Annotated in this window: 19 protein-coding genes; 10 read left to right on the forward strand and 9 right to left on the reverse strand. The window is 59.9% G+C overall.

Annotation, left to right across the window (positions count from 1 at the left end; translation table 11 throughout):
- Together VFN25_RS10230 and VFN25_RS10235 are read right to left on the reverse strand one after the other, a co-directional pair.
- On the reverse strand, window positions 1-986 hold a 986-nt coding region (locus VFN25_RS10230), incomplete at its 3' end, for a sterol desaturase family protein (protein ID WP_325141508.1).
- A gap of 167 nt (window positions 987-1,153) precedes the next feature.
- Complete coding sequence (locus VFN25_RS10235; protein WP_325141511.1) at window positions 1,154-2,953, reverse strand: LTA synthase family protein; 1,800 nt, start codon at window positions 2,951-2,953, stop codon at window positions 1,154-1,156.
- A 164-nt stretch (window positions 2,954-3,117) separates the two neighbouring features.
- Here VFN25_RS10235 and VFN25_RS10240 point away from each other — a divergent pair, with 164 nt between their 5' ends.
- Window positions 3,118-4,434 (forward strand): NupC/NupG family nucleoside CNT transporter, encoded by a 1,317-nt coding sequence (locus tag VFN25_RS10240; protein ID WP_325141513.1) that lies wholly within the window; start codon window positions 3,118-3,120, stop codon window positions 4,432-4,434.
- A gap of 898 nt (window positions 4,435-5,332) precedes the next feature.
- Here the strand turns inward: VFN25_RS10240 and VFN25_RS10245 are convergent.
- The 3 genes from VFN25_RS10245 to VFN25_RS10255 all read right to left on the reverse strand — a co-directional run bounded on the left by VFN25_RS10245 (window position 5,333) and on the right by VFN25_RS10255 (window position 9,237).
- On the reverse strand, window positions 5,333-5,836 hold the full coding sequence (locus VFN25_RS10245) for a hypothetical protein (protein ID WP_325141515.1): 504 nt from the start codon (window positions 5,834-5,836) through the stop codon (window positions 5,333-5,335).
- Between the two features lie 187 nt (window positions 5,837-6,023).
- A complete protein-coding gene (locus tag VFN25_RS10250) occupies window positions 6,024-7,988 on the reverse strand; it encodes a serine/threonine-protein kinase (RefSeq protein ID WP_325141517.1) in 1,965 nt (654 codons plus the stop codon).
- Window positions 7,989-8,199: 211 nt separating this feature from the next.
- Window positions 8,200-9,237 carry a pteridine-dependent deoxygenase gene (locus VFN25_RS10255; RefSeq protein ID WP_325141520.1) on the reverse strand — a complete coding sequence of 346 codons (1,038 nt, stop codon included), beginning with the start codon at window positions 9,235-9,237 and terminating at the stop codon, window positions 8,200-8,202.
- 53 nt (window positions 9,238-9,290) lie between these two features.
- On the opposite strand from VFN25_RS10255, the gene VFN25_RS10260 reads away from it, so the two are divergent.
- The gene (locus VFN25_RS10260; protein ID WP_325141522.1) at window positions 9,291-9,581 is read left to right on the forward strand and encodes a phosphopantetheine-binding protein; all 291 of its coding nucleotides are present in this window, start codon (window positions 9,291-9,293) and stop codon (window positions 9,579-9,581) included.
- A 10-nt stretch (window positions 9,582-9,591) separates the two neighbouring features.
- Here VFN25_RS10260 and VFN25_RS10265 read toward each other — a convergent pair whose 3' ends face one another.
- Window positions 9,592-10,287 (reverse strand): 4'-phosphopantetheinyl transferase family protein, encoded by a 696-nt coding sequence (locus tag VFN25_RS10265; protein WP_325141525.1) that lies wholly within the window; start codon window positions 10,285-10,287, stop codon window positions 9,592-9,594.
- A 434-nt stretch (window positions 10,288-10,721) separates the two neighbouring features.
- Here VFN25_RS10265 and VFN25_RS10270 point away from each other — a divergent pair, with 434 nt between their 5' ends.
- The 6 genes from VFN25_RS10270 to VFN25_RS10295 are packed head-to-tail and all read left to right on the forward strand — an operon-like array spanning window position 10,722 to window position 16,032.
- Complete coding sequence (locus VFN25_RS10270) at window positions 10,722-11,450, forward strand: hypothetical protein (protein ID WP_325141526.1); 729 nt, start codon at window positions 10,722-10,724, stop codon at window positions 11,448-11,450.
- A gap of 4 nt (window positions 11,451-11,454) precedes the next feature.
- Complete coding sequence (locus tag VFN25_RS10275; RefSeq protein WP_325141528.1) at window positions 11,455-11,757, forward strand: hydroxymyristoyl-ACP dehydratase; 303 nt, start codon at window positions 11,455-11,457, stop codon at window positions 11,755-11,757.
- Window positions 11,754-12,710 (forward strand): acyltransferase, encoded by a 957-nt coding sequence (locus tag VFN25_RS10280; RefSeq protein WP_325141530.1) that lies wholly within the window; start codon window positions 11,754-11,756, stop codon window positions 12,708-12,710. Before VFN25_RS10275 ends, VFN25_RS10280 begins: the two co-directional genes overlap by 4 nt.
- Window positions 12,697-13,287 carry a LolA-related protein gene (locus VFN25_RS10285; protein ID WP_325141532.1) on the forward strand — a complete coding sequence of 197 codons (591 nt, stop codon included), beginning with the start codon at window positions 12,697-12,699 and terminating at the stop codon, window positions 13,285-13,287. The genes VFN25_RS10280 and VFN25_RS10285 overlap by 14 nt, the downstream gene beginning before the upstream one ends.
- A complete protein-coding gene (locus tag VFN25_RS10290; RefSeq protein WP_325141534.1) occupies window positions 13,284-15,617 on the forward strand; it encodes an MMPL family transporter in 2,334 nt (777 codons plus the stop codon). The genes VFN25_RS10285 and VFN25_RS10290 overlap by 4 nt, the downstream gene beginning before the upstream one ends.
- Window positions 15,607-16,032 carry a phosphotransferase gene (locus VFN25_RS10295; RefSeq protein ID WP_325141536.1) on the forward strand — a complete coding sequence of 142 codons (426 nt, stop codon included), beginning with the start codon at window positions 15,607-15,609 and terminating at the stop codon, window positions 16,030-16,032. The genes VFN25_RS10290 and VFN25_RS10295 overlap by 11 nt, the downstream gene beginning before the upstream one ends.
- Before the next feature lie 332 nt (window positions 16,033-16,364).
- On the opposite strand, the gene erpA is transcribed toward VFN25_RS10295, so the two are convergent.
- The 3 genes from erpA to VFN25_RS10310 all read right to left on the reverse strand — a co-directional run bounded on the left by erpA (window position 16,365) and on the right by VFN25_RS10310 (window position 18,176).
- Window positions 16,365-16,733 carry an iron-sulfur cluster insertion protein ErpA gene (erpA, locus tag VFN25_RS10300; protein WP_325141538.1) on the reverse strand — a complete coding sequence of 123 codons (369 nt, stop codon included), beginning with the start codon at window positions 16,731-16,733 and terminating at the stop codon, window positions 16,365-16,367.
- A 239-nt stretch (window positions 16,734-16,972) separates the two neighbouring features.
- Window positions 16,973-17,383 carry a polymer-forming cytoskeletal protein gene (locus VFN25_RS10305; RefSeq protein WP_325141540.1) on the reverse strand — a complete coding sequence of 137 codons (411 nt, stop codon included), beginning with the start codon at window positions 17,381-17,383 and terminating at the stop codon, window positions 16,973-16,975.
- Between the two features lie 19 nt (window positions 17,384-17,402).
- On the reverse strand, window positions 17,403-18,176 hold the full coding sequence (locus VFN25_RS10310) for a DUF6776 family protein (protein ID WP_325141542.1): 774 nt from the start codon (window positions 18,174-18,176) through the stop codon (window positions 17,403-17,405).
- 87 nt (window positions 18,177-18,263) lie between these two features.
- Between VFN25_RS10310 and VFN25_RS10315 the strand changes: the two genes are divergently transcribed.
- Window positions 18,264-18,695, forward strand: a complete 432-nt coding sequence (locus VFN25_RS10315; protein WP_325141544.1) for a CopD family protein — start codon at window positions 18,264-18,266, stop codon at window positions 18,693-18,695.
- 53 nt (window positions 18,696-18,748) lie between these two features.
- Window positions 18,749-21,469 carry a GGDEF/EAL domain-containing response regulator gene (locus VFN25_RS10320; RefSeq protein WP_325141547.1) on the forward strand — a complete coding sequence of 907 codons (2,721 nt, stop codon included), beginning with the start codon at window positions 18,749-18,751 and terminating at the stop codon, window positions 21,467-21,469.
- Window positions 21,470-21,473 lie beyond the last annotated feature (4 nt).

Genomic DNA, 21,473 nt, shown 5'->3' on the forward strand with positions numbered 1-21,473 from the left:
TGGCTTGAAGCGACTGCATGGATGCAGGAGGTAGAGCAACGCAGGAGCAGTTGCCGACACGGCCAGTGCATCTGCGCCAGCGCGCCGCGATCTGCACGCAGACAGGTGTCGTGACGATTGCGCCACTTGATCAGCGTTGCCTTAAGCGGCCCCCATGGCGCGCCGACATTGGCGTGGTTGAGCACTGCCTGAAAGCCAACCACGATGATGTAGACATTGATCACCGCTTCGCTGAAACCGATCACGAACAACGGCGCAATCACCAACACGCGGGTGACGAGTACTTCGAGGATGTGCTGACGCGAACCGGCCAGCCAGTCCATCGTCTTTGTACTGTGGTGAACCGAATGGAACTTCCACAGAAACGGAACCTCGTGATAAGCACGATGCGTCCAATATTGCGCAAGATCGGCGATGAGAATGCACAACAAAACCTGCGGCAGAAACCAGATGCGTTGCACGGCAAGCTGGAAATCGTGCTGGACCATCCAGCCAAAGCCGTGATGGATGACGAAATTGACGGTCAACAGGATCAGGCCGACGAGGAAATGGTTGACAGCGAAATGCTTGAGATCGGTCTGCCACTCCTTGCGGAACACCGCCTGCCCCTTGCGCAAGGGCAACAGCTTCTCGATGGCTACAAAGATCAACGTCGAGCCGAGCAGATCGAGGATGAACCAGTCGAGTCCGATATACGGCGTGTTGTCGGGGAAATTCCCGACCGGCACACGAGAGCCACCCAGGGCGACCGTAAGGATGACGATAGCGAAAGCAAGCAGGTTCAGTTTGCGTCGCACGCCAAGAACAAGATTCGCCAAGGCAAACGCACCGGCGATCAGGAGGGCGATGAACATCGCCTGGCGCAGCACATCGACGGAATACTGGTGGCGTAGCTCCGGCGTGGTCAGGTATTCCGGAAAATAGAAAGCGATTACGCCGAGCAGGCTCAGAAATCCGAAGGCCAGCGCCAGAATCGTCGTAATCATTCCCTGGCCGACGCGCAGTTCACCGCTGCTCGCAAGCAGATCTGAGGTCTCTTCGATAGTCGCGCGAACTGCACGAACAGGCTTTCTGGCCGCGTATCGAAGGGTATGGGGAGTGCGGCTGATGGTCCGTTTTGGCATGAGGGTCCGGCTCTTCTGTGCGCTGCATTCTATCGTTGTTGCAGTGAACTCTGCGTTCCGATCGAGAGTTGGTCCAGCTGGCGCAGACGCATGATGGCTCTCATTCCCTCACCGTTTGCAGGCGTCCAGTCGCGGCCCGGGCGATCATCACGACGAAGTTCGTCAAGCAGCGTGAAGTAGCCGTGATCATCGATGCCTGCTGCATCGAGCAACAGGGCGGGTAGATAAAAGGAAGCCGTGCTCTCGTTGGCGGACGCTGAAGGCGGCTTCGCCGTATCGACCAGCAACCAGGGAACCGGTTGTGACGGCCCAGGCGCGCCGTCATCGAAGCCAAGCTCCGAATAGACTTGCGGCATCGCCGGCAGATGATCGCCGTAGAACAGCAACAGCGCGCGGCGCTTGCGCTGTTGCAAGGTCTCAACGAGCCGGCCCAGGCTCTGATCGGCATTCTGCAGATGATAGAAATAGCCGCGCAACTGTGCAGTCGCGACCTCATCAAGCCCTTCCGGTATGAACTGCGCGGCCAGACGTTCAGGATCTGCACCAGGAAACTTCGCATAAGGACCATGATTTTCGATGCTGACGGCAAACATGAAAAGGGGGCCGGAGGCCTCGTTCAGTCGATTGATCATGTGATCGGTGAGGGCCGCATCACTGGTGTACCAGCCGACGCGCTCGGCACCAGCGAATTGCTCGTCGGCATCAAAGTGGTCAAAGCCCATGCGCTCGAAGGTGGCACCACGATTCCAGAAATCGCGGGTGTTCGGATGGATGGCGAGGGTCTGATAGCCGCGCGCAGCAAGCGTACGCGCGATGCCGGGGACAACCTCCTTGTTGGCCAGCCTGAAATACGGGTATTGCACGGTGGGAAATTCGCGCATGGCGAGCCCGGTCAGAACCTCGAACTCGGTGCGGATGGTGCCGCCGCCGTAAGTTGGTACCCAGAGATCGCCGTGTCGATACTGCGCCTGCAGTTTGCGCAGGTGTGGCAACAGATGATGCGGGCCAATTTTCCGAAGCCGTGCCGGATCAAAGAACGATTCGCTTTGCAGAATGATGATGTCGGGCAGTTCGTCCGCTGGCGGAACGGCCTGGGGCAATGGCTTGGCCGAGATCAGGATGTCGGCCGCCGTTTGGTTGATCGGTAGCGACGCAACCCTCATCCGCCAGAGGTAGTTCAACAAGGTCACGGGCAGACCGTTCTTCTTTGCTGAAACCAGTGGTGACCAGGCCAGGAACTCGCCGCTGTTTCGGGCATAGATGCTCGAAACCGGCTGCAGATTGAAGATCATGCCCGCGCCACCAGCGAGTGCCACCAGCAGCAGGGCAAGTCGCGGCAGGCCACGCAAATAAATCCAGGCGCGATCAAAAATGCCGAGAACCATCAATGCCAGCAGCGCGCCGCCGAACCATGCCATCTGATCACTTGGCAAATAGTGGGCGAGCAGCTCGGCGCCACTGCCTCCGCCCATATGTCCAAGCAGGCTGAAATCTCCGGGCAGGACGGGCGTATCGAGCAACTCGATCTTGATCGCGTTGGCAAAATAGAGCAGGTACAGAAACGCCATGCTCAAGCCAATTGAAAACAGACCACGCCGGGTAAGCGCCAGCAGCAGGACTGCCAGCAGGACCGCCGGCGCAGCATTGAGAAGCACAGGCCAGGGAAACTTGACCGTTTCCTGCGTTCCTGCAGCGAGCTCGGCAAACGCCGGATCCAGATTGCGGACCAGTAACCAGGACAAGGTCAATGCCAAAGCCAGGAAAAGCGTGAGGTCAAGGCTTAGCGTGATCAGATTCGCGCGCGATCGGAGTTTCGAATCTGGGGACATGGACTGGGTCATCCGTGAGTACGTTTTGCCGATGCGTGCTGACGTCTGCCGGCGACATCAACCGGATTGTCGGCCATGCGTGCGGGGATGCGTCTTGCGCAGATCTTCCTGCTTGCTCTACGCTGCGCCGCTTGGTTGGCGAGATCCTACAGGGGAATTGGCGAATGATGCAGGCACTGGGACACATTGCATTCGGTTTGTTTGGTCTTGCCGTACTGATTTCCATAGCCGTACTTTTCTCGACCAACCGACGCGCGATCAGCTGGAAGCTGGTTGCCACCGGCGTGCTCCTGCAGATCGTCTTTGCCTCCCTGGTGCTCAAGGTTCCATTCGGTCGCGAGATCTTCAACGGCATCGCGACTGGCTTCGTCAAGCTGCTCGACTATGTCAATGCCGGCTCAAGTTTCATCTTCGGCAGCCTCATGGATGTGCCGAAGTTCGGTTTCGTATTCGCCTTCCAGGTGTTGCCGACAATCATCTTCTTCGCTGCCTTGACTGGCGTGCTCTATCACCTCGGCATCATGCAGATCATCGTCAAGGGCATGGCCTGGGTGATCACCAAGGTCATGAACGTATCGGGCGCGGAAACGACTTCGGTGTGCGCCAGCGTCTTTATCGGCCAGACCGAAGCGCCGCTGACGATCAAGCCCTACATCGAGCGCATGACCCAGTCCGAATTGATGACGGTGATGATCGGCGGCATGGCACATATCGCCGGCTCGGTCATGGCCGCCTACGTCGGCCTGCTCGGTGGCGAAGATGAAGGCCAGCGCATTTTCTTTGCCACCCATCTGCTCACCGCCAGCATCATGGCCGCGCCGGCAACGCTGATGCTGGCCAAGATCCTGATTCCCGAAACCGAGGAGCCGCTGACGCGTGGCAAGGTCAAGATTGAAGTCGAGAAGACCACGGCGAATGTCATCGATGCCGCCGCGACCGGCGCCGCCGATGGCTTGCGTCTGGCCCTCAACGTCGGCGCCATGCTGCTTGCGTTCATTGCCCTGATCGCGATGCTCAATGCACCGTTCCAATGGCTCGGCACGCATGCCTGGGGTGCGGACCCCTCGTCATCCATCAATGGCTGGCTGGCCATCCAGTTGGGTCATCCGGTCGAGCTGTCGTTGCAGACGTTGTTTGGCTGGATCCTTGCGCCGCTGGCCTGGATCATTGGCGTGCCGTGGCAGGATGCGACCCTGGTCGGCAGCTTTATCGGCCAGAAGATCGTCATCAACGAGTTCGTCGCCTACGTCGACATGGCCAGCAAGATGGACCAGTTGACCGAGCACAGTCGCCTGATTGCGACGTATGCCTTGTGCGGATTCGCCAACTTCTCCTCGATCGCGATCCAGATCGGCGGCATCGGCGGCCTTGCCCCGAGCCGACGACCTGATCTCGCCCGCCTCGGTCTCAAGGCCGTACTTGGCGGTTCGCTGGCGACGTTCATGACGGCGACGATCGCCGGTGTGTTGAGTTTGATTTAGGCTCGGCGCGTTGCTTTGCGACCAGCAGCAAATACGCTACTTGATAGGCCCGGAACTTCAGCAGAGATGAGCCTTCTCCCAGCGGGAGCTGTCTCTTTACCACAAGCCGAATTGCTGGTCATTCAGTGCTCTTGCACTTCTAAAGCACGCTCCTACGTCGCGCGGCATCCTTGCCTTTTTTCACTCGCCTCAGGCGAGCGAGTCACTTTCTCTTGCGTGGCCAAGAGAAGAGTAACCAAAGAGAAGGCCACCCCATTGCAGCGGTCTCCGGGCTCCTGCCCTCCGACTACGTGAAGCGGCTCCGGGGTTGGCTGACAGTCCATCCTTGGACTGGCAGCCAACTGGCTCGCATCCATGCGAGCCACCCTTCGGGCAATTCCTCCGCCACTTCGCCGCTACATAGGGGGCCCATCTACTGCGCATCCTGCGCAGCCAAGACAAAGCAAAATCCCGCAAGCTCGCGCTACTGGCTTTTGCTTTGCTCCTCGCTTTGGCGCGCACGATGCGTGTTCAACGGGGCCCCCTCGATGGCGGCGAGGCTGCGGAGGACCAGCCCGCAGGGTGGCCCACACGATGTGGGCCAGATCGATGCCAGTCCATGGATGGACTGTCAGCGAACCCCGCAGCAGACTCGCGCACCTGGAGCACAGGGACTGTGCGTAAGGCGCGATCGTGGGGTGGCCTTTCTCTTGGTGCCTTCTCTTTACGTCGGGCTCCTGCCCTCCGCCCTTCGGGCCGGCTTCGCCGTTCGCGCTGCTCCTGCAGCGCAGTGGCCACGCAAAGAGAAGACACTCGCTCGCCTGAGGCGAGTGAAAAAAGGCAGGGATGCCGCGCTCCGAAGGACGACTGCATGGATGCAGGAGGTAGAGCAACGCAGGAGCAGTTGCCGAGCGTGCTTTTAGCCAGCCATGATTCCATTGCGCGATCGAGAATTGGCGAACAGAGACAACACATGCCGTCTCATAGTGGAAGCAGCAACAAGTAGCAAGCCAAGTCCCAGGAAAAGCAACGATACGAAGCTGCTTGATGGCAAAGCGACAACACTTTCCGTGCCGCTCACCTCAAAAGGTATCGTGGCTAACGTCTCTGTTGTCGGCCCGAACAGATCATCGACATAGAATCTGTCGACTTGTACGGAGTAGGTGCCAGATTGAAATGCCCCAATTGGAACCGTGATGTTATGCGCCGGGAAAACGCAAAAATCGATGAAATCTACATATTGAGCATATACGACTAGCCTGACGCTATTTCCAGTCTGGATAACTTGGGGATAGCCTGGCCACTCAATGAATCCATCACAGAGACCACCATCAATGCTGACAGACACGACTTGGTTTTCTAGTGGGGCACTGGGTATCAATACAGGCGGATCGATATAGGCGAGCGCAGCATGGGCGCTCAAGAGCAGTCCGAGAAATCCGCTCAATCGCACTAGACGAAGCAGTTTCGTAGTCGAGTTCAGCGTAGTTTCCCCGGGTTCCTGAATCGCTGAGTGACAAAGGGGTGTGCCGTTCGGCTGCAGATTCAGCTGCGATGTTGTTGCGGGATGATCGGCACAACATCGCAGCTGCGTCACTCAGAGTGCAGGCTCAACCGCGACGTCGTGAGCGGAACTCGTCGAGGTTGCTGTCGACTGCATCGAGCAGTGGCTCGATCGCTTCGCGGGCTTTCTCGGTCGCATTCAAGGTGCTGAAGTTGATCTGGTCCATGCCGCTGCTCCAGAGCGTGCTGCCATCCGATACGCGGTAGGCCTTGACGCCCATCTGCACGGTGTAGAGCGTAGAGCTCTGGCCGTAGTATTGCAGTTCCTGCGAACCGACCGGCTTGGCCTGGACGAAGACGACCGCATCAGCGCGTCCACGCAGCGAGCCCATGTTCGGCTTGCTGCCCGATGCTTCGCCGGCCTCGATGACGCGGAAGCCGCGACGTTGCAGCAAGCTCACGATTGCATCGCGTGCCGGTTCGGTGATCACGTCATCACCACTGACAACGACGGCGATGGTCGGCACACGCGGCTTGGCAGGTTGCGTCACTTTCGGCTTGGTCACCATCGCAACTTCGGTAGCATCGTTGGCACGTGGAGCCGGCACATTGGCCTGTGCTTCCTCGGATGCGCGCGCAGCCGGCAAGTTTTGCAAGGCATCGACGTCGGCCTGCGAGGCGCGTGGGCCGGGGCCGTCACCATCGTTGACATCTGCAACAGCGTCGCCTTGTGGCATTGCTGCCCCGTTGCTGCTGGCCATGCCCGGATCGCCGGAAACATCGGCATTTGCCGTCAAATCCTGGGCCGGATTGCTGGCGTCAGCGGACTGGGTCGAGTTGATGTTGCTTGCCGTCGAACCGTTGTCCGATGTGTCCGTGGCGAGGGTTATCGCGTTGCCGCCCAAGCCACTGAGGCCCGGAATCTTGTCGCGGAATGCCCAGGCGCCACCAACCAGGCCGAGCACGAGAATCGCTGCGATCGCGATCGGCAGCGCTGCGCTGCCTTTTTTCGCGCCATCATTGCGTGAGCGCTCGAAAGCCGATTGCTGACTGGCTGCGGTGGCGGGCTCGCTCGGCGCAGCCGGAGGCATCGGCTGGGAGGATGGCGTGACCCGTGTATTGGCTGCCGCAACACCGGGATTGGATACCGGCGTTTTTGGCAAGGGTTGCTGCGCCGAGGCCGGCGTCTTCTGGCCGATCATGGTTGCTGCAGCCGCCGAGACCTTGGGGAAGATCGTGATCGGCCCGGGTTTGGAGACCAGCGGATGGGCAAGCAGATCTTCGGCCAGTTCGTTGCAACTCTGGTAACGATCGTCGGGCTCCTTGGCAATCATCTTCGACAGGATCCAGGCGATCTTCTCGTCGACCTGACCATTGAGTTCGCGCACGTCGGGAATCTCGGCACGAACCACTTCAAGCATCAGACCCAGTGGAGATTCATCCGTGAATGGCATGCGTCCGGCGAGCATCTCGAAAAACACGATGCCGAGCGAGAAAATGTCGGAACGCTGATCGACCTTGTGGCCGAGGCAGACCTCAGGCGAGAGATAGCCTGGCGTACCGACGAACTCGCCGGTCGAGGTCAGCTTGTTGGACAGATCCTGATTCGACAGGGCGATGCCGAAATCGGCGATCTTGATCGTGCCGCGACTCGACACCATCAGGTTGCCGGGCTTGATATCGCGATGGATCACGCCCTTGTCGTGTGCGGTAGAGAGGCCGAGCGCGGTCTGATAGATGATTTTTGCGGCCGGGCCGACGTCTACCTTGTGTTCGCGCTTGAGCAGGGTACCAAGGGACTCACCCTCGACGAATTCCATGACGAAATAGGTCTGACCTTCATCATCGCCGATGTAGTAGATCTGGATGATGTTCGGATCGTTGAGCGCCGCCATGCTGCGCGCTTCCCGCAGAAAGCGTTCCTTGACGCCTTCGTCGTGGGCCAGTGAATCAGCCAGAACCTTGATCGCAACGTAGCGGTTGAGCGAGGATTCGTGACCCTTGTAGACCACGCCCATGCCTCCTCGACCCAGCTCGGCAACGATGTCGTAGTGTCCCAATCGCTTCTTCATGATGTCTCCGTGGCGCCCCGCGCCGGTTGTGATTACTGCGAGATCAATGCTAGCACCGCAAAACCCGTCGGATTCGTCCATTGCATCGCATCGGTTTGCGGACTGCGCACACAGTACTAGTGTGACCCACATCACAATTCTGCGTTAAATCCGGTTTCGGTGCCGGGTATTCCGGGCAGGGCACTGAGGGAGTTCGCCAATTTCGGGCGAATCAGCCCTGAATTCCGTCAATCTCGATATGCAGATCACGGCGGCAGATGTCGCTGAACAGGATCAGCGGCTCGGCCAGTCCGGGCAGGCGTTTGAGAAGATGCCCGGAAACCATGTCGGCTTCGGCCGGATCACGCAGGTACACCTTGATCAGGGCGGCCTCGATCCCACGTGACGCGATATCCGCGCCGGCAGCGCCGAGAAGGCTGCTGAGGTTGGTCAGCGTTTCATCGAGCTGGGCGAGCGTATCCCCAACATGCTGAGACTGATGCCCAACCACGGCCGCCGTGCCTGAAACCAGTAGCTGGTCGGCCGATGTTCGCGTGGCACGCACAAAGGTGGGAGATACCGGGCCATATTGGCGCGGATAGGCCCAGGCGCTGACCTGGCGCGGGTTTTCCACCGCAGTGCCGGCCGCGCGTGCAGCCATGCCGTAGATCTGCAGGACGCGAAGGCCGTCGCGGCGCCCGATCGCCGTCGCCGCCGAATAGCCATTGCGTGCGGCGGGGTTCAAGCCACGCGCGCGGCCACTGCAAAAGTGGCGATAGCGCTCATCGTCGCCATCACCTTCGTTGATCGCATCCATGTAGTTCCACAGGCGCAGGATGTGCCCGGGCTGACCGTCGGCGAAACGATGTTGCTCAAGGAGCTGGCATATCGCCGAATAAGCCTGTTCGGCGGCCGCGTCGATATTTCCCGCTTCGGCTTCATCCGTCTCGATCGCGAAAAACAGGTAGTTGCCATCGCTGCTCCAGCGCAGGTCGCCGTGGCGGCCATGAACCACCGGTCCGTCACATCGCCAGACCTCGTAGCGATGTCTGAACGCGGGTTCAAGACCCACGCAAAGGAAGCGTGGGTCGCTGGTTGTCTGCGCCGCGGCGCCGAAGCCGATGACTGACAAGACCCGCGGGTCGGCAAGCAGGTCGTCGACACTGCCTTGTTCATAGCGCACGTGCAGCGGCGCCAGGGAGTCATTGGGCGCTGCGGATTTTATTTCAGTCAATGGCACGTTGTTGGTCTTGGCGGTCGCGAGAAACAAGGTGTCGGATGATACACTGCGCGGCCAGAATTCACTGACATCAGGCAGCGCCCGTGACCGACGCAATCGACTCCCCAACTCAGACACCGGCCGAGCAGGATCTTGCCAGACTGGTTGTCAGCAGCCTCAATATCGAAGACGTCAAGGCCGAGGAGATCGATCCGCAAGCGCCCTTGTTCGGCGACGGCGATCTGGGTCTGGATTCGATCGACGCGCTGGAGCTGGCATTGGCGATCTCCAAACACTATGGCTTTCAGTTGCGCTCGGACAACCCGGAAAATCGTCAAATCTTCAGCAGCCTGCGCGCGCTGTCTGCGCATATCGAAGAACAGCGGACCAACTGAGCGTTCGTCCTCAGGCGCCCGAATCGAGCGTATAGGTTCGAACCCGCTGCGCCGGCCCGCGCCAGGCCAGGCTGCCGAGAAGGTCATGTCGCGGAACGAAGCGGTGAATCTGCCAGTCCTGCGGGATTCCGGCTTCTGCCGCAATGGCCTCCAGCGAGTGCGCCGAAGCATCTGCATCGAGTGCGAACTGCAGTCGATCGAGCCCGAAGGACAGACCGTGTCCGAGCGCCTTGAGTACAGCTTCCTTGCAGGTCCACAGCTGCACAAACGCGACGTTTTGCGCAGGTTCGTCGAGCGCGGCCAGTCGGGCGAACTCCTCGGCCGTAAAGAACCGCTCGGCCAGTTCCAGCGCGCTGAATCGGCGGCGGAATGAGGTCTTCTCGATATCGACCCCCACTTCGTGGTCGCGACTAAAGGCAAACATGACGCTGTCGCTACTGTGGCTCATGTTGAAATGCGGGTAATTGGAGTCGGCAACAAACGGCTTGCCGTGCTCACCTGTTTCAATCATCGGCGTCGTGTCACTGCCGGCGTAGCCTTGCAACAGATGAATCAGCTTGCTGCGGGCGAGTGCATTGAATTCGCGTGGCGCCAGGACATCAGCGGAATTCCACTGCCAAAGATGAATTTCGCCCGATGGCAGGCGCGTGATGCGGCTGGTCGGGTCGAATGCCTGCCCGACAAGTTGATGATCGATGGTTTTCATCCGCATTGGCCCGATCAGTTGCTATCCACTGGAATCTTCATCAGCGCGGAACTCAAGATCCGCCAATGAGCGAAGATCGTCGCTGTCGGGCGCTTTTCAATCTGGCGCCGAAGCATGAGCTGGCGGCCGGAAATGGAATCGCGTCCGCAATTGCGCGGATGCTGACCATTCTTCCACAACAGCAATGGCCTGCCATCGCAGGCGCGCGCTGTCGTTGCCGGGGATCCATCCGGTCTGCGACCGCTGATCACCGCATCGCAATCCACCCGTGCTTGCATTGGCCCTTCCTCTTTTTCGCCGCGGCGGCGGACCGAAATCGCAATGAGCAAGTCATCTTGCCGCCTACTTCGCGCATCTCGACCAGCATTCACGACCCGGTTGGCATGTTACATTTCCATCCTGCTCACCGGGCGATTGCCTGTCTCATCCTGCGCATGAACCGCCCGGAATCCAATCCGTCCGACATTGAAACCGTAACGAATCCGCGTCAGCGGTTGCGCGTCATCGCGCTGATCGTCGGCTATGTGGCGCTGGTCCTGATCGCCTGGTTGACGCGAAGCGACGCCTTGTCGGCGATCTGCGTCGTGCTCCTGGTCAGCGCTGTCCTGTCCCCGCAACTGCGCAGGCGCACACCTGCGGCATGGCTGGCATGGTTGGCAATTGTTGGTGGTGTGCTGGCGTTGTCCTTTAATGGCCAGGGTCGTGTCGCACTGGATCTGGTTCCGCTGGCGATCAATCTTGGCCTCGCCGTTCTTTTCGGCTGGTCGCTGAGCGGAGGACATACGCCGCTGATTGCGCGCGCGATCATTGCCATTGATGGGATCGAGCGATTGAGTCTGCCCCGCGTGCAGGCGTATGCACGTACCTTGACCTGTGCCTGGGCCGTGGTCTTCGCCATCCAGGTCGTGATGTTCGTGTTGCTGATCGTGTGGTGGCTGCCTGCATTTCCGATTGACTCATCGGCGCATCGCTGGGCGATGATCTGGCTGCATGTTGGTGGCTACGCCTTGCCTGCCGTGTTCATGCTGCTTGAGTACGTTTTTCGGCGCTGGTATTTGCGCCACATGCCACACGCGCCTCCGCTGCAGTTCCTGCGCCAACTGGTGCAAAACTGGCCGCAACTGCTGCGTGATACCCATCTGCATACGCAGCGGAGACCCTGAATTGATGAGTGAAGAAAACAAGGAGTGGATCGAGATTGTGCGCATTCCAGCAACGCATCCGAGTCTGCCAGGACATTTCCCGGGTCAGCCGGTGGTTGCCGGAGTTATTCTTCTGGACCGCGTTGCTGCGCGCCTGCAACGCGAGGGCTTGGGTTCGTTGAAGCGAATTTCCGCGGTCAAGTTTCGAGCACCGTTGTTGCCCGAGCAAGACGCCGAACTGCATATTGCGGTCAGCGGTAAAGCGCTGCGCTTCCGCGTGAGCCGGGATGGCGCGCTGTTGACCACGGGTAACGGGGAACTCGCATGAGTGATCACTGGAGTGAGCATCGCGAGGGCGGTGGTCGTTTCGCCATCTGGCTGATCCGCACAATCGGACTGACATTCGGTCGCGCCTGCGCGCGCCTGCTGCTGTATCCGATCACCCTGTACTTCTTCCTGCGCCGAACCGAGGAGCGCCGCGCCTCCTACGAATATCTCGAGCGCGTGTTCGGCAAGCCGGCGACGATGTGGATGGTCATGCGTCATATCCACTATTTCGCCGCAACCATTCTTGATCGCATCTATCTGCTCACCGAAAGTCTGAATCGCTTCGATGTCAATATCGTCGGCCTCGATGAGGTCCACGCGCAGATGCGCCCGGATCGCGGCACACTTCTGCTTGGTGCGCATGTCGGCAGCTTCGAGGTGTTGCGTGTGCTGTCTCTGCGCCGACCGGACGTAACCGTGCGTGTCGTCCTCAACACGCAGCAGACGCCCGCCATGACCGACTTGCTGCACGCACTCAATCCGGCCATCGCCAACAACGTGATCGATGCATCGCGACCGGGCCATGAGGTCGTCTTTGCCTTGCACGACGCCATGCAGGCGGGGGATCTGGCAACCTTGCTCGGCGATCGTGCGCGGCCGCAGGAAGCCACGGTCACGGTTGAATTTCTCGGATCGCCAGCCAATTTTCCGGTCGCGCCGTTTCTGATTGCGAGCATGCTCAAGGTGCCGATGGTGATGTGCCTCGGTCTTTATCGCGGTGGTCGCAGATACGAACTGGTTTTCGAGACCCTGGCTGAACAGATCAACCTGCCGCGACGCGGCAGGGAGGCAGAACTGCGTGAATTCGTGCAACGCTATGCGACACGGCTTGAACATCATGTCCGCGCTCATCCCTACAACTGGTTCAATTTCTATGATTTCTGGAACCTCGAGACTGCTCGCGACGCTGAGCCTGTCATGCCTGATCCTGCCGTGTCTGGTGAGCGCGGCTGAAATCGATCCTCTGGCCCTGGTCAGTGGCCTCAAGCGTGAATTGCCGGCGCGCACGCCGTATGTCGAAGTGCGCTTTTCGCACATGTACGACCGCGCCCTGGTCGCCCGTGGCGAACTCGAATACCTCGGTCCGGGCAAGCTCGGCAAACGTGTCGACAAGCCCTACGAGGAAACCACGACAATCGCCGACGGCCAGGTCACCGTGCAACGCGGCAAACGCAAACCACGCCAGATCTCACTTGATCGCGTGCCCGAACTGGAGGGCTTCCTGCGCGGATTCAGCGCCTTGCTTGGCGGTGATCCCGTGGCCTTGCAGCAGGATTTCGATTTGAGCAGTAGTGGCGACAGCGCGCGCTGGCAGTTGCGCCTCTCGCCGAAAGACAAGCGCCTGAAGAAGCGCATCGATGCCTTGCAGGTTGATGGCTCTGGCGACAACGCACGCTGCTTCAGCATCATCGATGCCGATGATGACGTCAGTATTCTCATGGTCGAGCAACTGGCCACGGCCGAGCTGCCGAAGCCGTTGACGCAGAAGAATGTCGAGCAGACCTGCCAGGCCGGAGCTGCGGCGCAGTGAGTCCAGGCGTACGCCGCTTCGGCCTGCTGATCGGGTGGATCATCGCCTTGGTCGGCGTTGCCGCGTGGACCGTGCATACCTTGCAGATCACCACCGATCTGCGCAGCTTCATGCCGCCGCCACAAACCGCCGATCAGAAGCTGCTGATGGAACAGATCGGCGAGGGGCCGGGCTCGCGTCTGCTCATGCTCGCGATCAGTGGCGTTGACGACGAACGCCTCGCCGAACTCAGCCGCACGTTCAGTGCTGCCCTGCGCAAGGACGATCATTTCAGTCAGGTGGTCAATGGCGAATTCAATGCCGGCATGCTCGATGACACATTGTTGCCATACCGCTACTTGTTGACCTCGAGTTTCGACACTGAGCCGCTCGATGCGGCCGTGCTCGCCGATGAATTGAGTCAGCGCGTCGAGGATCTCGGCTCGCCGGCAGCGACCCTGCTCAAGCCGATCCTGCCACGCGACCCGACGCTCGAGATCATGAAGCTCGCCGAGCATTGGTCACCGCCGAAGCAACCGCTGGTTCGCGATGGTGTCTGGTTCTCTCCAGACGATGAAGCCCTGTTACTGGTGCAGACGCACGCACCCGGTTTCGATCCGACAGCGCAGGGCGAGGCGATCGCCGCCATCGAGTCGATATTCGCCGCCAGCAAGGGGGCTGACGATTCCGCTCGTCTCTTCATCAGCGGTCCTGGCTATTTCACCGTGCAGGTCAACGCGAGCACGCGCGGTGAATCCGAATGGCTGGGTCGGATCAGCACGGTGGGTTTCATCCTCCTGCTCCTGCTGGCCTATCGCAGCTTTGCCGTGCTCGGACTCGCCGCCTTGCCGATTGCTTCGGGCGCGCTGGCCGGTGTCGCTGCGATCGCTTTCGTTTTCACCGAGATGCATGGCATCACCCTGGCCTTTGGTTTCACCCTGCTCGGTGTCGCCCAGGAATATCCGATCCGCCTGCTCAGCCATCGACGCGCGGGCGAAACCGCACTCGAAAGCGTGCGCGGATTATGGCCACTGCTGATGACCGCGATTGCCTCGGCTTGCATCGCCTACCTCGCGTTCTTTGCCTCCGGCGTGACCGGCCTGATGCAGCTCGCCGTGTTCACCATCAGCGGCCTGCTGGTCGCCGGCCTGACCACGCGCTATCTGCTGCCGCGCGTGCTGCCGGTCAAGTTTCGCGACGCCGCCGATACGCCCGGTTTGGGCGCAGTCTGGAACTGGCTCGAAGCCTTGCCGCGACCGCGCTGGTTGCCGGTCTTGCTGTTGCTGATCGCCGCGCTGATGCTGTGGTCGGCATCGACACCGTTCTGGCAAAACAACCTCGCTGCCTTGACCCCGGTACCCGAGGATCTGATGCAGCGCGATGGTCGTTTGCGCGCCGCGCTTGGCGCACCCGATGTGCGCTACTTGTTGATCATCGAAGCCAGTGATGCCGAAGGCGTGCTCGAACTCTCCGAGAAGATCGCGCCGCGCATCGACGCCCTGACCGAAAAGGGTGCAGTCGAGGCAGTCGAATTGCCGAGTCGCTATTTGCCGAGCCTGGCGACCCAGCGCGCGCGCCAAGCCCGATTGCCGGATCGCGCCCAACTGGAGTCGATGCTGCATGAAGCCGAGCAGGGGCTTCCGTTCCGTGCCGGATTGTTCAAGCCGTTCGTCGATGATGTCGAGAAGGCACGCAACCTGGCGCCGATGACGCCGGCCGCATTCGCCAGTTCGCCGATTGGCGCACGCATCGAGGCGATGCTGGTCGAGCGCGGCGACCACTGGCTTGGTTTAGGCACCATCATCGGCATGCAGGATTCATCCGCATTTGAGGCGCTTGCGACCGAAACGAATGGCGCCGTTCGTCTGCTCGATCTCAAGGCTGCGTCGGAATCGCTCGTCGCTTCCTACCGCGAACGTATCCTGCGTGCCTTCGGCATCGCCATCGTTCTGCTCGTCATCACCGTGTTTGTCGCCTTCCGCAATATCCAACGAGCCTGGCACGTCATCGCACCGATGACCCTGGCGACGATTCTCGTCCTCGCCGTATTGCGCTTCGCCGGCACATCATTGTCGCTGTTTCATCTGGTCGCCCTGACCCTCGCCGCCGGTCTCGGCCTGCACTACGCCCTGTTCTTCGAACGCATCTCACCCGATGCAGCTGAAGCCCGCCGCACCTTGCACGCAACCCTGGTCTGCGTGATCTCGGCCCTGCTCGTGTTCGCCTTGCTGGCCTGGTCGTCGCTACCCGTGTTGCGCGCAATCGGCCTGACCGTCAGCCTCGGCGTCGGCTTCCATTTCTGCCTGTCGATCCTGATGGCACGCAAGGGCCGCTCGCGCGATGCTGGATAGAAGCCAATGGGACCACCTGATTCCGCACAAGGGCACGATGTGTCTGCTCGATACCGTGCTCGGCTACAGCGCGGAAAACATTCATGCACGCAGCGATTCGCATCGAAGAGCCGACAATCCTTTGCGCAGCGACGGCATTCTTCGCGCCGTGCACCTATGTGAATACGGCGCACAATCGATGGCCGTGCATGGCGCGCTACTTGCCCGCGACACCGGCCGCGCGGCCGCACCGGGATTCCTCGTTTCCCTGCGCGAGGTGTCCTTCGGTGTTTCCCGAATCGATGATCTAGACGGACCCCTCGATGTTCATGGTGAGCGCCTGATGGGCACCGAAACCAGTTGGCAATATGCGTTTCGTATTGAACATGCCGGCGTCGAGATTTGCGCGGGCAGGGCGGCAGTGATGTTGGTTTGAGAGCAGGGAGCGGGGAGTAGGGAGTGGGGAGTGGGAAATAGGAAAAGCGAAACTTGTTTCGCCGCAAACAGGCAAGAAGCGGCTTCAGCCGCCCCAAACAGGGACTCCCATTAGCCGCGATGTTTCGTCACTCAAGGCAAACGCATCGGGCCTGAAGGCCTCTCCTACGACGGCACGCGCGATGCGCGGTTTTAATGTAGGAAGCGGCTTTAGCCGCGATGCGTTTGTTACAGGTCGCGATAGGCACTCGCCAAGATGCCGTTGCCGCCGTTCGTAGGAGGCGACCGGATTCAGCCGCCCCGAACTGCGGCTCCCCTTGCTCGCGATGCCTTCTAGACAGCGAAAGAAGACCCACAACCACACGTGGTTTTCGCATTCGGGTTGCGGATGACGAATTGGGCGCCGGTCAACGATTCGGAGTAGTCGATTTCAGCGCCGGTCAGATATTGAAGGCTGAGCGGATCGACGAGCAGATACACCCCATCACGCTCGATGGCCAGATCATCTTCGGCGCATTCCTCGTCGAAGGTGAAGCCGTATTGGAATCCCGAGCAGCCGCCGCCGCTGATATACACGCGCAATTTGAGCGCGGGGTTGCCTTCTTCGGCGATCAACTCGGTCACCTTGCCCGCGGCGGCCGAGGTAAAGGCCATCGGCGCTTCGGCGACATCGAGGTAAGTGGGGGTGACGACTTCGCTCATGATGACAATCGGCTCATATCCAGAAACGGGTTGCCCGACACTTCTCTTTTGATCCGTTCAGATTGAAGAAGACCTGTCAGGTCGTGAAACGCTTGCAGCCTATCGGACTTTGCCCGATCGGGCTGCGAATCCATTTGAACGGTTCAGCTGAATTTTCGTCTCAACCGGTCGGTTTCGCCAAGCACGGCAATCTCCGTCCGGCGTGTGAATGTCTGAAAATCGTGGCGAAACGCCGGGATTCAAGCGCTCGCGGGTTCGCCCTCGACAGATTCCTCGTCTTGTTCATCCTTGGAATCAGGGCCGCTGAGTTGTCGTGGCGGTTCAGCCTGGAAAATCATTTTGCCATTGAGTTGGGCGCCGGCGGCCATTTCCAGCACTTTGTAGTAGACATTGCCATCGATACGCGCGTTGGCGGCAAGTTCGAGGCGTTCGCTGACGATGATGTCACCTTTGACGTGGCCATTGATGACCACGTTCGGTGCACGAATTTCACCTTCGACACGACCCTTGGCACTCAGGGTCAGCACGGCCTTTTCACTCTGCGCGCTGATCGAGCCTTCGACTGCACCGTCCAGATGCAAGCCGCCGCTGAACTCGACGTTGCCACGGATCATGGTGCCTTCCGCGATGAGGGTGGTAATGGATGCCATCGATTGACTGCCTCGTTTGCTATTGCCGAACATTGTCTGTCTCCTCGGCTTTCGCCGCATCATTCCACGGGAATTCCTGTTCGCTTCGACCGCCGCCGCCATCGGCGCTTGCGCGGACACGATTCGGCTCGAAACCTTCAGGCAACATGATGGTGCCGTCTATCTGCTCAAAATACTTGAACGCATAGCTGATTCCGGAACTGTCGGATTTTTGCGTCAAGTCTTTCCATTGAAGAGTTTCAAGCTTGCCATCGCGAATGCCGGAAACCGACAGAGTCAGTTTGCCGGTGGTTTCCGGGCCACGCTTGAAGTTCTGGGTCAGCGTGGCCGAGAAGTTCCAGGCACGCGAATCGGCTACCGGCGTGAGGCTGAGCGCATGCACGGCCAGTCCTTCACGCTTGGCGCCGCCGACCAGGCGACCGTAGAAGGCCAGATCGGCGCGTACCCCGGCAATTTCCTCTTCGCGATCACGCAGCGTGCCCTGCAAATCAGCAAGTGCCGCCTTGGCCACTTGTTCGGAGCGTTCAAGCACAACGACGCGCCGTTTCAACGCTTCGGTATCGAGGCTGTCGACGTGCTGAAGCGGGGCAACTGGCGCTCGTTTCGGCACCAGCCAGAGGCTGGTTCCGACAACGGCCAGGGTCACCGAGCCAAGCCAAAACAGGATCATGAACAACCAGAGCCGGCGCGAGCGCGCGGGATCCAATTGTCGTACGACAAAATTCGGAGGAGCCATGAAAATCGGGACTTTGCTGGCGGCCACACGGACCAGGTGGACTGCGCTTATAGCCATGCGCACTGCAAAGCGTCAAGCGCAGTTATACTTTCGGCATGGTAACGCGTGGAATTGCGCAAGGGTTAATCAGAGGTCGACGAGATCATGCTTTGGCTTAAGGCCTTTCACATCATTTTTGTCGTGACCTGGTTTGCCGGCCTGTTCTATTTGCCGAGGCTCTTCGTCTATCACGTTGAAGCAAGTGAACCGATGATTCGCGAACGCCTGAAAATCATGCAGCGACGGTTGCTGATGATTACCCATGTCGGTGGCGCCCTCGCAGTCGCCTTCGGTATCGTGCTGATGCTCTGGTGGTTGCGCAACGCGCCGGAGTATCTGCATCAGGGCCTCTGGTTCCACTTGAAGTTGCTGCTGGTAGCAGGCCTGATTGGCTATCACGCCATGCTTGCGCGCATGGTTGGTCAATTCGCCGATGATCGCTGCACCCGTTCCAGTCGTTGGCTGCGCCTTTTCAATGAAATCCCGGCACTGCTGCTGATCGGGATTGTCATACTTGTTGTCGTCAAACCGTTCTGAATGCGGGCTTGGAACGATGCGCTGGTATAGTTCGACTCCAGTAGGGGGTAAGCATGCAGGCTAGCGAGCCGTTTTCCCGCCGTCCGCGTTTGCGTGCGGCACACGTCACCCAGATTCCGCTGCGTACAGCGGATCTTCGCGAGCGTGGAAAACGACTTTGTGAAATGGGCTGGGATATCAACGCCGCGTTGCAACTGGCCGAGGATGCGGAAACGCTGGCCAGCACCTGTCGACAGCTTGACGATTCGACAACGGCCAAGCGCCTCGAAAGCTTTGCCGAAAACCTGTGGGTGTTGCTCGATCCGCCGGTTATCCCCGATGCGCAGATGCTTGCCGAGTTGTCGACGCGATTCGACATTCTCGATTCCGAGCGCAGCGACGTCGATGCAGCCGTTGCTGCCCAGGACGACCGTCAGGCGACGTTGTTTGGCTATGCCGCCGCCGAGGACAATGGTTTTCCACTGCTGGTCCGGCCGCCGTCCCGATACTGGCAGCGCTATGCATCGCTGCCGCCGGCCAGCCGACTGGAGCCCATGCCGCCGCCAATCGTCGAAGTTGTGGCGATGCCCGGGGGATTGGAGCTCGAGCAAACCCTCATCGATGACGTGCCGCTGGACGTCACAGAAGACACCGCGCCGGAGTTCGATCTGTCGATGCCGCCTGCACCACCGGCGGCAGATCAAGACGATAGCGCGGATCTCACTGCGGATACCGAGCCCGAGCTGATCGAAGGCCCGCGTAAAGCCTGCCATCTGCACGACGCCAGTGAACTCGGCGTTGCGATCGATCTGCAGCTGGGCATGCTCGGTTATGAGCTCGTCCACGTCGATGGAATTGATGCCCTGAAGGAATGGCTGAGCCGTTCGACACCGTCACTGGTCATGCTCGATGGCGAACACCTGCCGTTCATCGAGGAAATCGGCGCCCTCGTGCAGTCGGCGAGGACGCGCACTGATCAGCGAGTCCTGTTGATTGCTCACGGCGCCGGCAAATCCGACCTCGCCGCGCGGCTGCGTGCCATGCGCGCCGGTTGCGATGCCTGCATCGTGCAGCCGGAAAATGCCGAAGCCGTAATCGATCGTCTGCGCCAGCTCGATATCGGCAGCCAGACCGAGCCTTACCGCATCATGATCGTCGAAGATGATCGCTCGCAGGCATTTTTTGCAGAATCAATACTGCGCAAGAACGGCATGCAGACGCTTGCTGTTGGCGAAGCCGTCGACGTGCTCGACAAGCTCGACGAATTCGATCCCGACCTGATCCTGATGGATCTGAACATGCCGGTTTGCAACGGCATTGAGCTGACGGCGCTGATCCGCGAACGCGAAGCCTATATTTCCACACCGATCGTGTTTCTTTCCGGCGAAGGTGATACCGAGAAGCACTTCGAGGCGCTCAGTGCCGGTGGCGATGATTTCCTGACCAAGCCAATCGCTCCACGGCACCTGATTACCGCCGTCAGCAGTCGCGTAAAGCGCGCCCGTCTGGTCGCTAGACGCCGACCCACCGCCGCAGCCAAGACGACTCCGAATGTCCACGATGTCGCCCAAATCAACACCCGCTTGACCGAAATGCTGGCCATGGAAGATGCCGCGACGCGCCCAGGCGGCGTCCTGTTCATCGCCCTTGAATGTTCCGATGAACTGCGCAAGCGCCTCGGCAAATCCAGGTTTTCAGTTCTCATCGAAAAGCTCATCGACATACTCAAGAATCGCCTCGGCAAGAACGACATGCTGGCGCGCTCGGGCGAGGGCGAGTTTCTGTTGCTCAATCCGGATCGACCAACCGCTGCACTCGATGTGCTTGCACGAGAATTGCGTGAGGATGTCGCCAAGGCCTCGTTCGACCTGCCCGCAAACGCTACCGAAGTCGCCATCGCCATCGGCTTGTGTGCGTTCACCCAGGCGGTCGGCGATGCGCGCGCGATGATTGATGTGGCCGAACGCGCCTTGCTTGATCCGCCGTCTGCAAATGAACCGGTTGTGTCGGCGGTGGCCAAGGCCGCCGACGAGGAGCCGGTTGATCCTATCGTCGCGGCCGTGCGCAAGGGACTGGCCGACTCGGCGTTCCGCACCGTGTTTCAGCCGATCGTTTCGCTGCACGGTGAAGAGGAGAAACAATTCCAGGCACTGCTGCGCCTTTCCACCGACGACGGCCGCGTCTATTCCGCAACCGAGCTGGTTCCGGCTGCCGAATCAGCCGGACTCATCGCCGAAGTCGATCGCTGGATGCTGGAAAACTGCCTCGATACGATCGTCGAACACTTGGGCGCGGGTGAAAATGTCCGTCTTTTCGTCAACCAGTCGGCGGCCAGCATGCGCGATCCGGATCGAATCGACTGGATGCGCCATGCGCTGGAATCACGCCGTGTTCCGGCGGCACAGCTCTCCCTCGACCTGCGCATGCAGGATGCATCGGCGAATCTGGCGGGGACCATCGGTTTCGCTCTGGCGATGAAGCAAATCGGCGTCAATCTCACACTCTCGGGAGTCGAGGCCGGCGACCAGGTCACCGACATGCTCATGCATCTGCCGGTCGATTTCATCAGGCTGTCTCCGCGCTACGCCAACGACCGCAACGGCGACACCAGTAAAGAGTTGCGCGATCTGGTCAAGCTCGCCCATGCCAGTGGTCGCAAGGTCATTGCGCCGCGTGTCGAGGAGGCTCGCGTTGCCGCCTCGCTATGGTCGTGCGGTATCGATTTGATCCAGGGCAATTTCGTCCAGGAAGCAACCCGCGATGCGACCTACGATTTCCAGGTCGCGCACGCTTGAAGCC

Origin of the sequence: Dokdonella sp. (genome assembly GCF_035703485.1) — a bacterium.
Classification (GTDB): domain Bacteria; phylum Pseudomonadota; class Gammaproteobacteria; order Xanthomonadales; family Rhodanobacteraceae; genus Dokdonella.

Excerpts from the sequence above, each read along its gene's own strand:
- VFN25_RS10315 (WP_325141544.1), top strand. The coding sequence starts at position 18,264 with ATGCTTTGGCTTAAGGCCTTTCACATCATTTTTGTCGTGACCTGGTTT.
- VFN25_RS10240 (WP_325141513.1), top strand. The coding sequence starts at position 3,118 with ATGATGCAGGCACTGGGACACATTGCATTCGGTTTGTTTGGTCTTGCC.
- VFN25_RS10235 (WP_325141511.1), bottom strand. The coding sequence starts at position 2,953 with ATGTCCCCAGATTCGAAACTCCGATCGCGCGCGAATCTGATCACGCTA.
- VFN25_RS10280 (WP_325141530.1), top strand. The coding sequence starts at position 11,754 with ATGAGTGATCACTGGAGTGAGCATCGCGAGGGCGGTGGTCGTTTCGCC.
- VFN25_RS10275 (WP_325141528.1), top strand. The coding sequence starts at position 11,455 with ATGAGTGAAGAAAACAAGGAGTGGATCGAGATTGTGCGCATTCCAGCA.
- VFN25_RS10295 (WP_325141536.1), top strand. The coding sequence starts at position 15,607 with ATGCTGGATAGAAGCCAATGGGACCACCTGATTCCGCACAAGGGCACG.
- VFN25_RS10270 (WP_325141526.1), top strand. The coding sequence starts at position 10,722 with ATGAACCGCCCGGAATCCAATCCGTCCGACATTGAAACCGTAACGAAT.
- VFN25_RS10250 (WP_325141517.1), bottom strand. The coding sequence starts at position 7,988 with ATGAAGAAGCGATTGGGACACTACGACATCGTTGCCGAGCTGGGTCGA.
- VFN25_RS10320 (WP_325141547.1), top strand. The coding sequence starts at position 18,749 with ATGCAGGCTAGCGAGCCGTTTTCCCGCCGTCCGCGTTTGCGTGCGGCA.
- VFN25_RS10310 (WP_325141542.1), bottom strand. The coding sequence starts at position 18,176 with ATGGCTATAAGCGCAGTCCACCTGGTCCGTGTGGCCGCCAGCAAAGTC.
- erpA (WP_325141538.1), bottom strand. The coding sequence starts at position 16,733 with ATGAGCGAAGTCGTCACCCCCACTTACCTCGATGTCGCCGAAGCGCCG.
- VFN25_RS10305 (WP_325141540.1), bottom strand. The coding sequence starts at position 17,383 with ATGGCATCCATTACCACCCTCATCGCGGAAGGCACCATGATCCGTGGC.
- VFN25_RS10265 (WP_325141525.1), bottom strand. The coding sequence starts at position 10,287 with ATGAAAACCATCGATCATCAACTTGTCGGGCAGGCATTCGACCCGACC.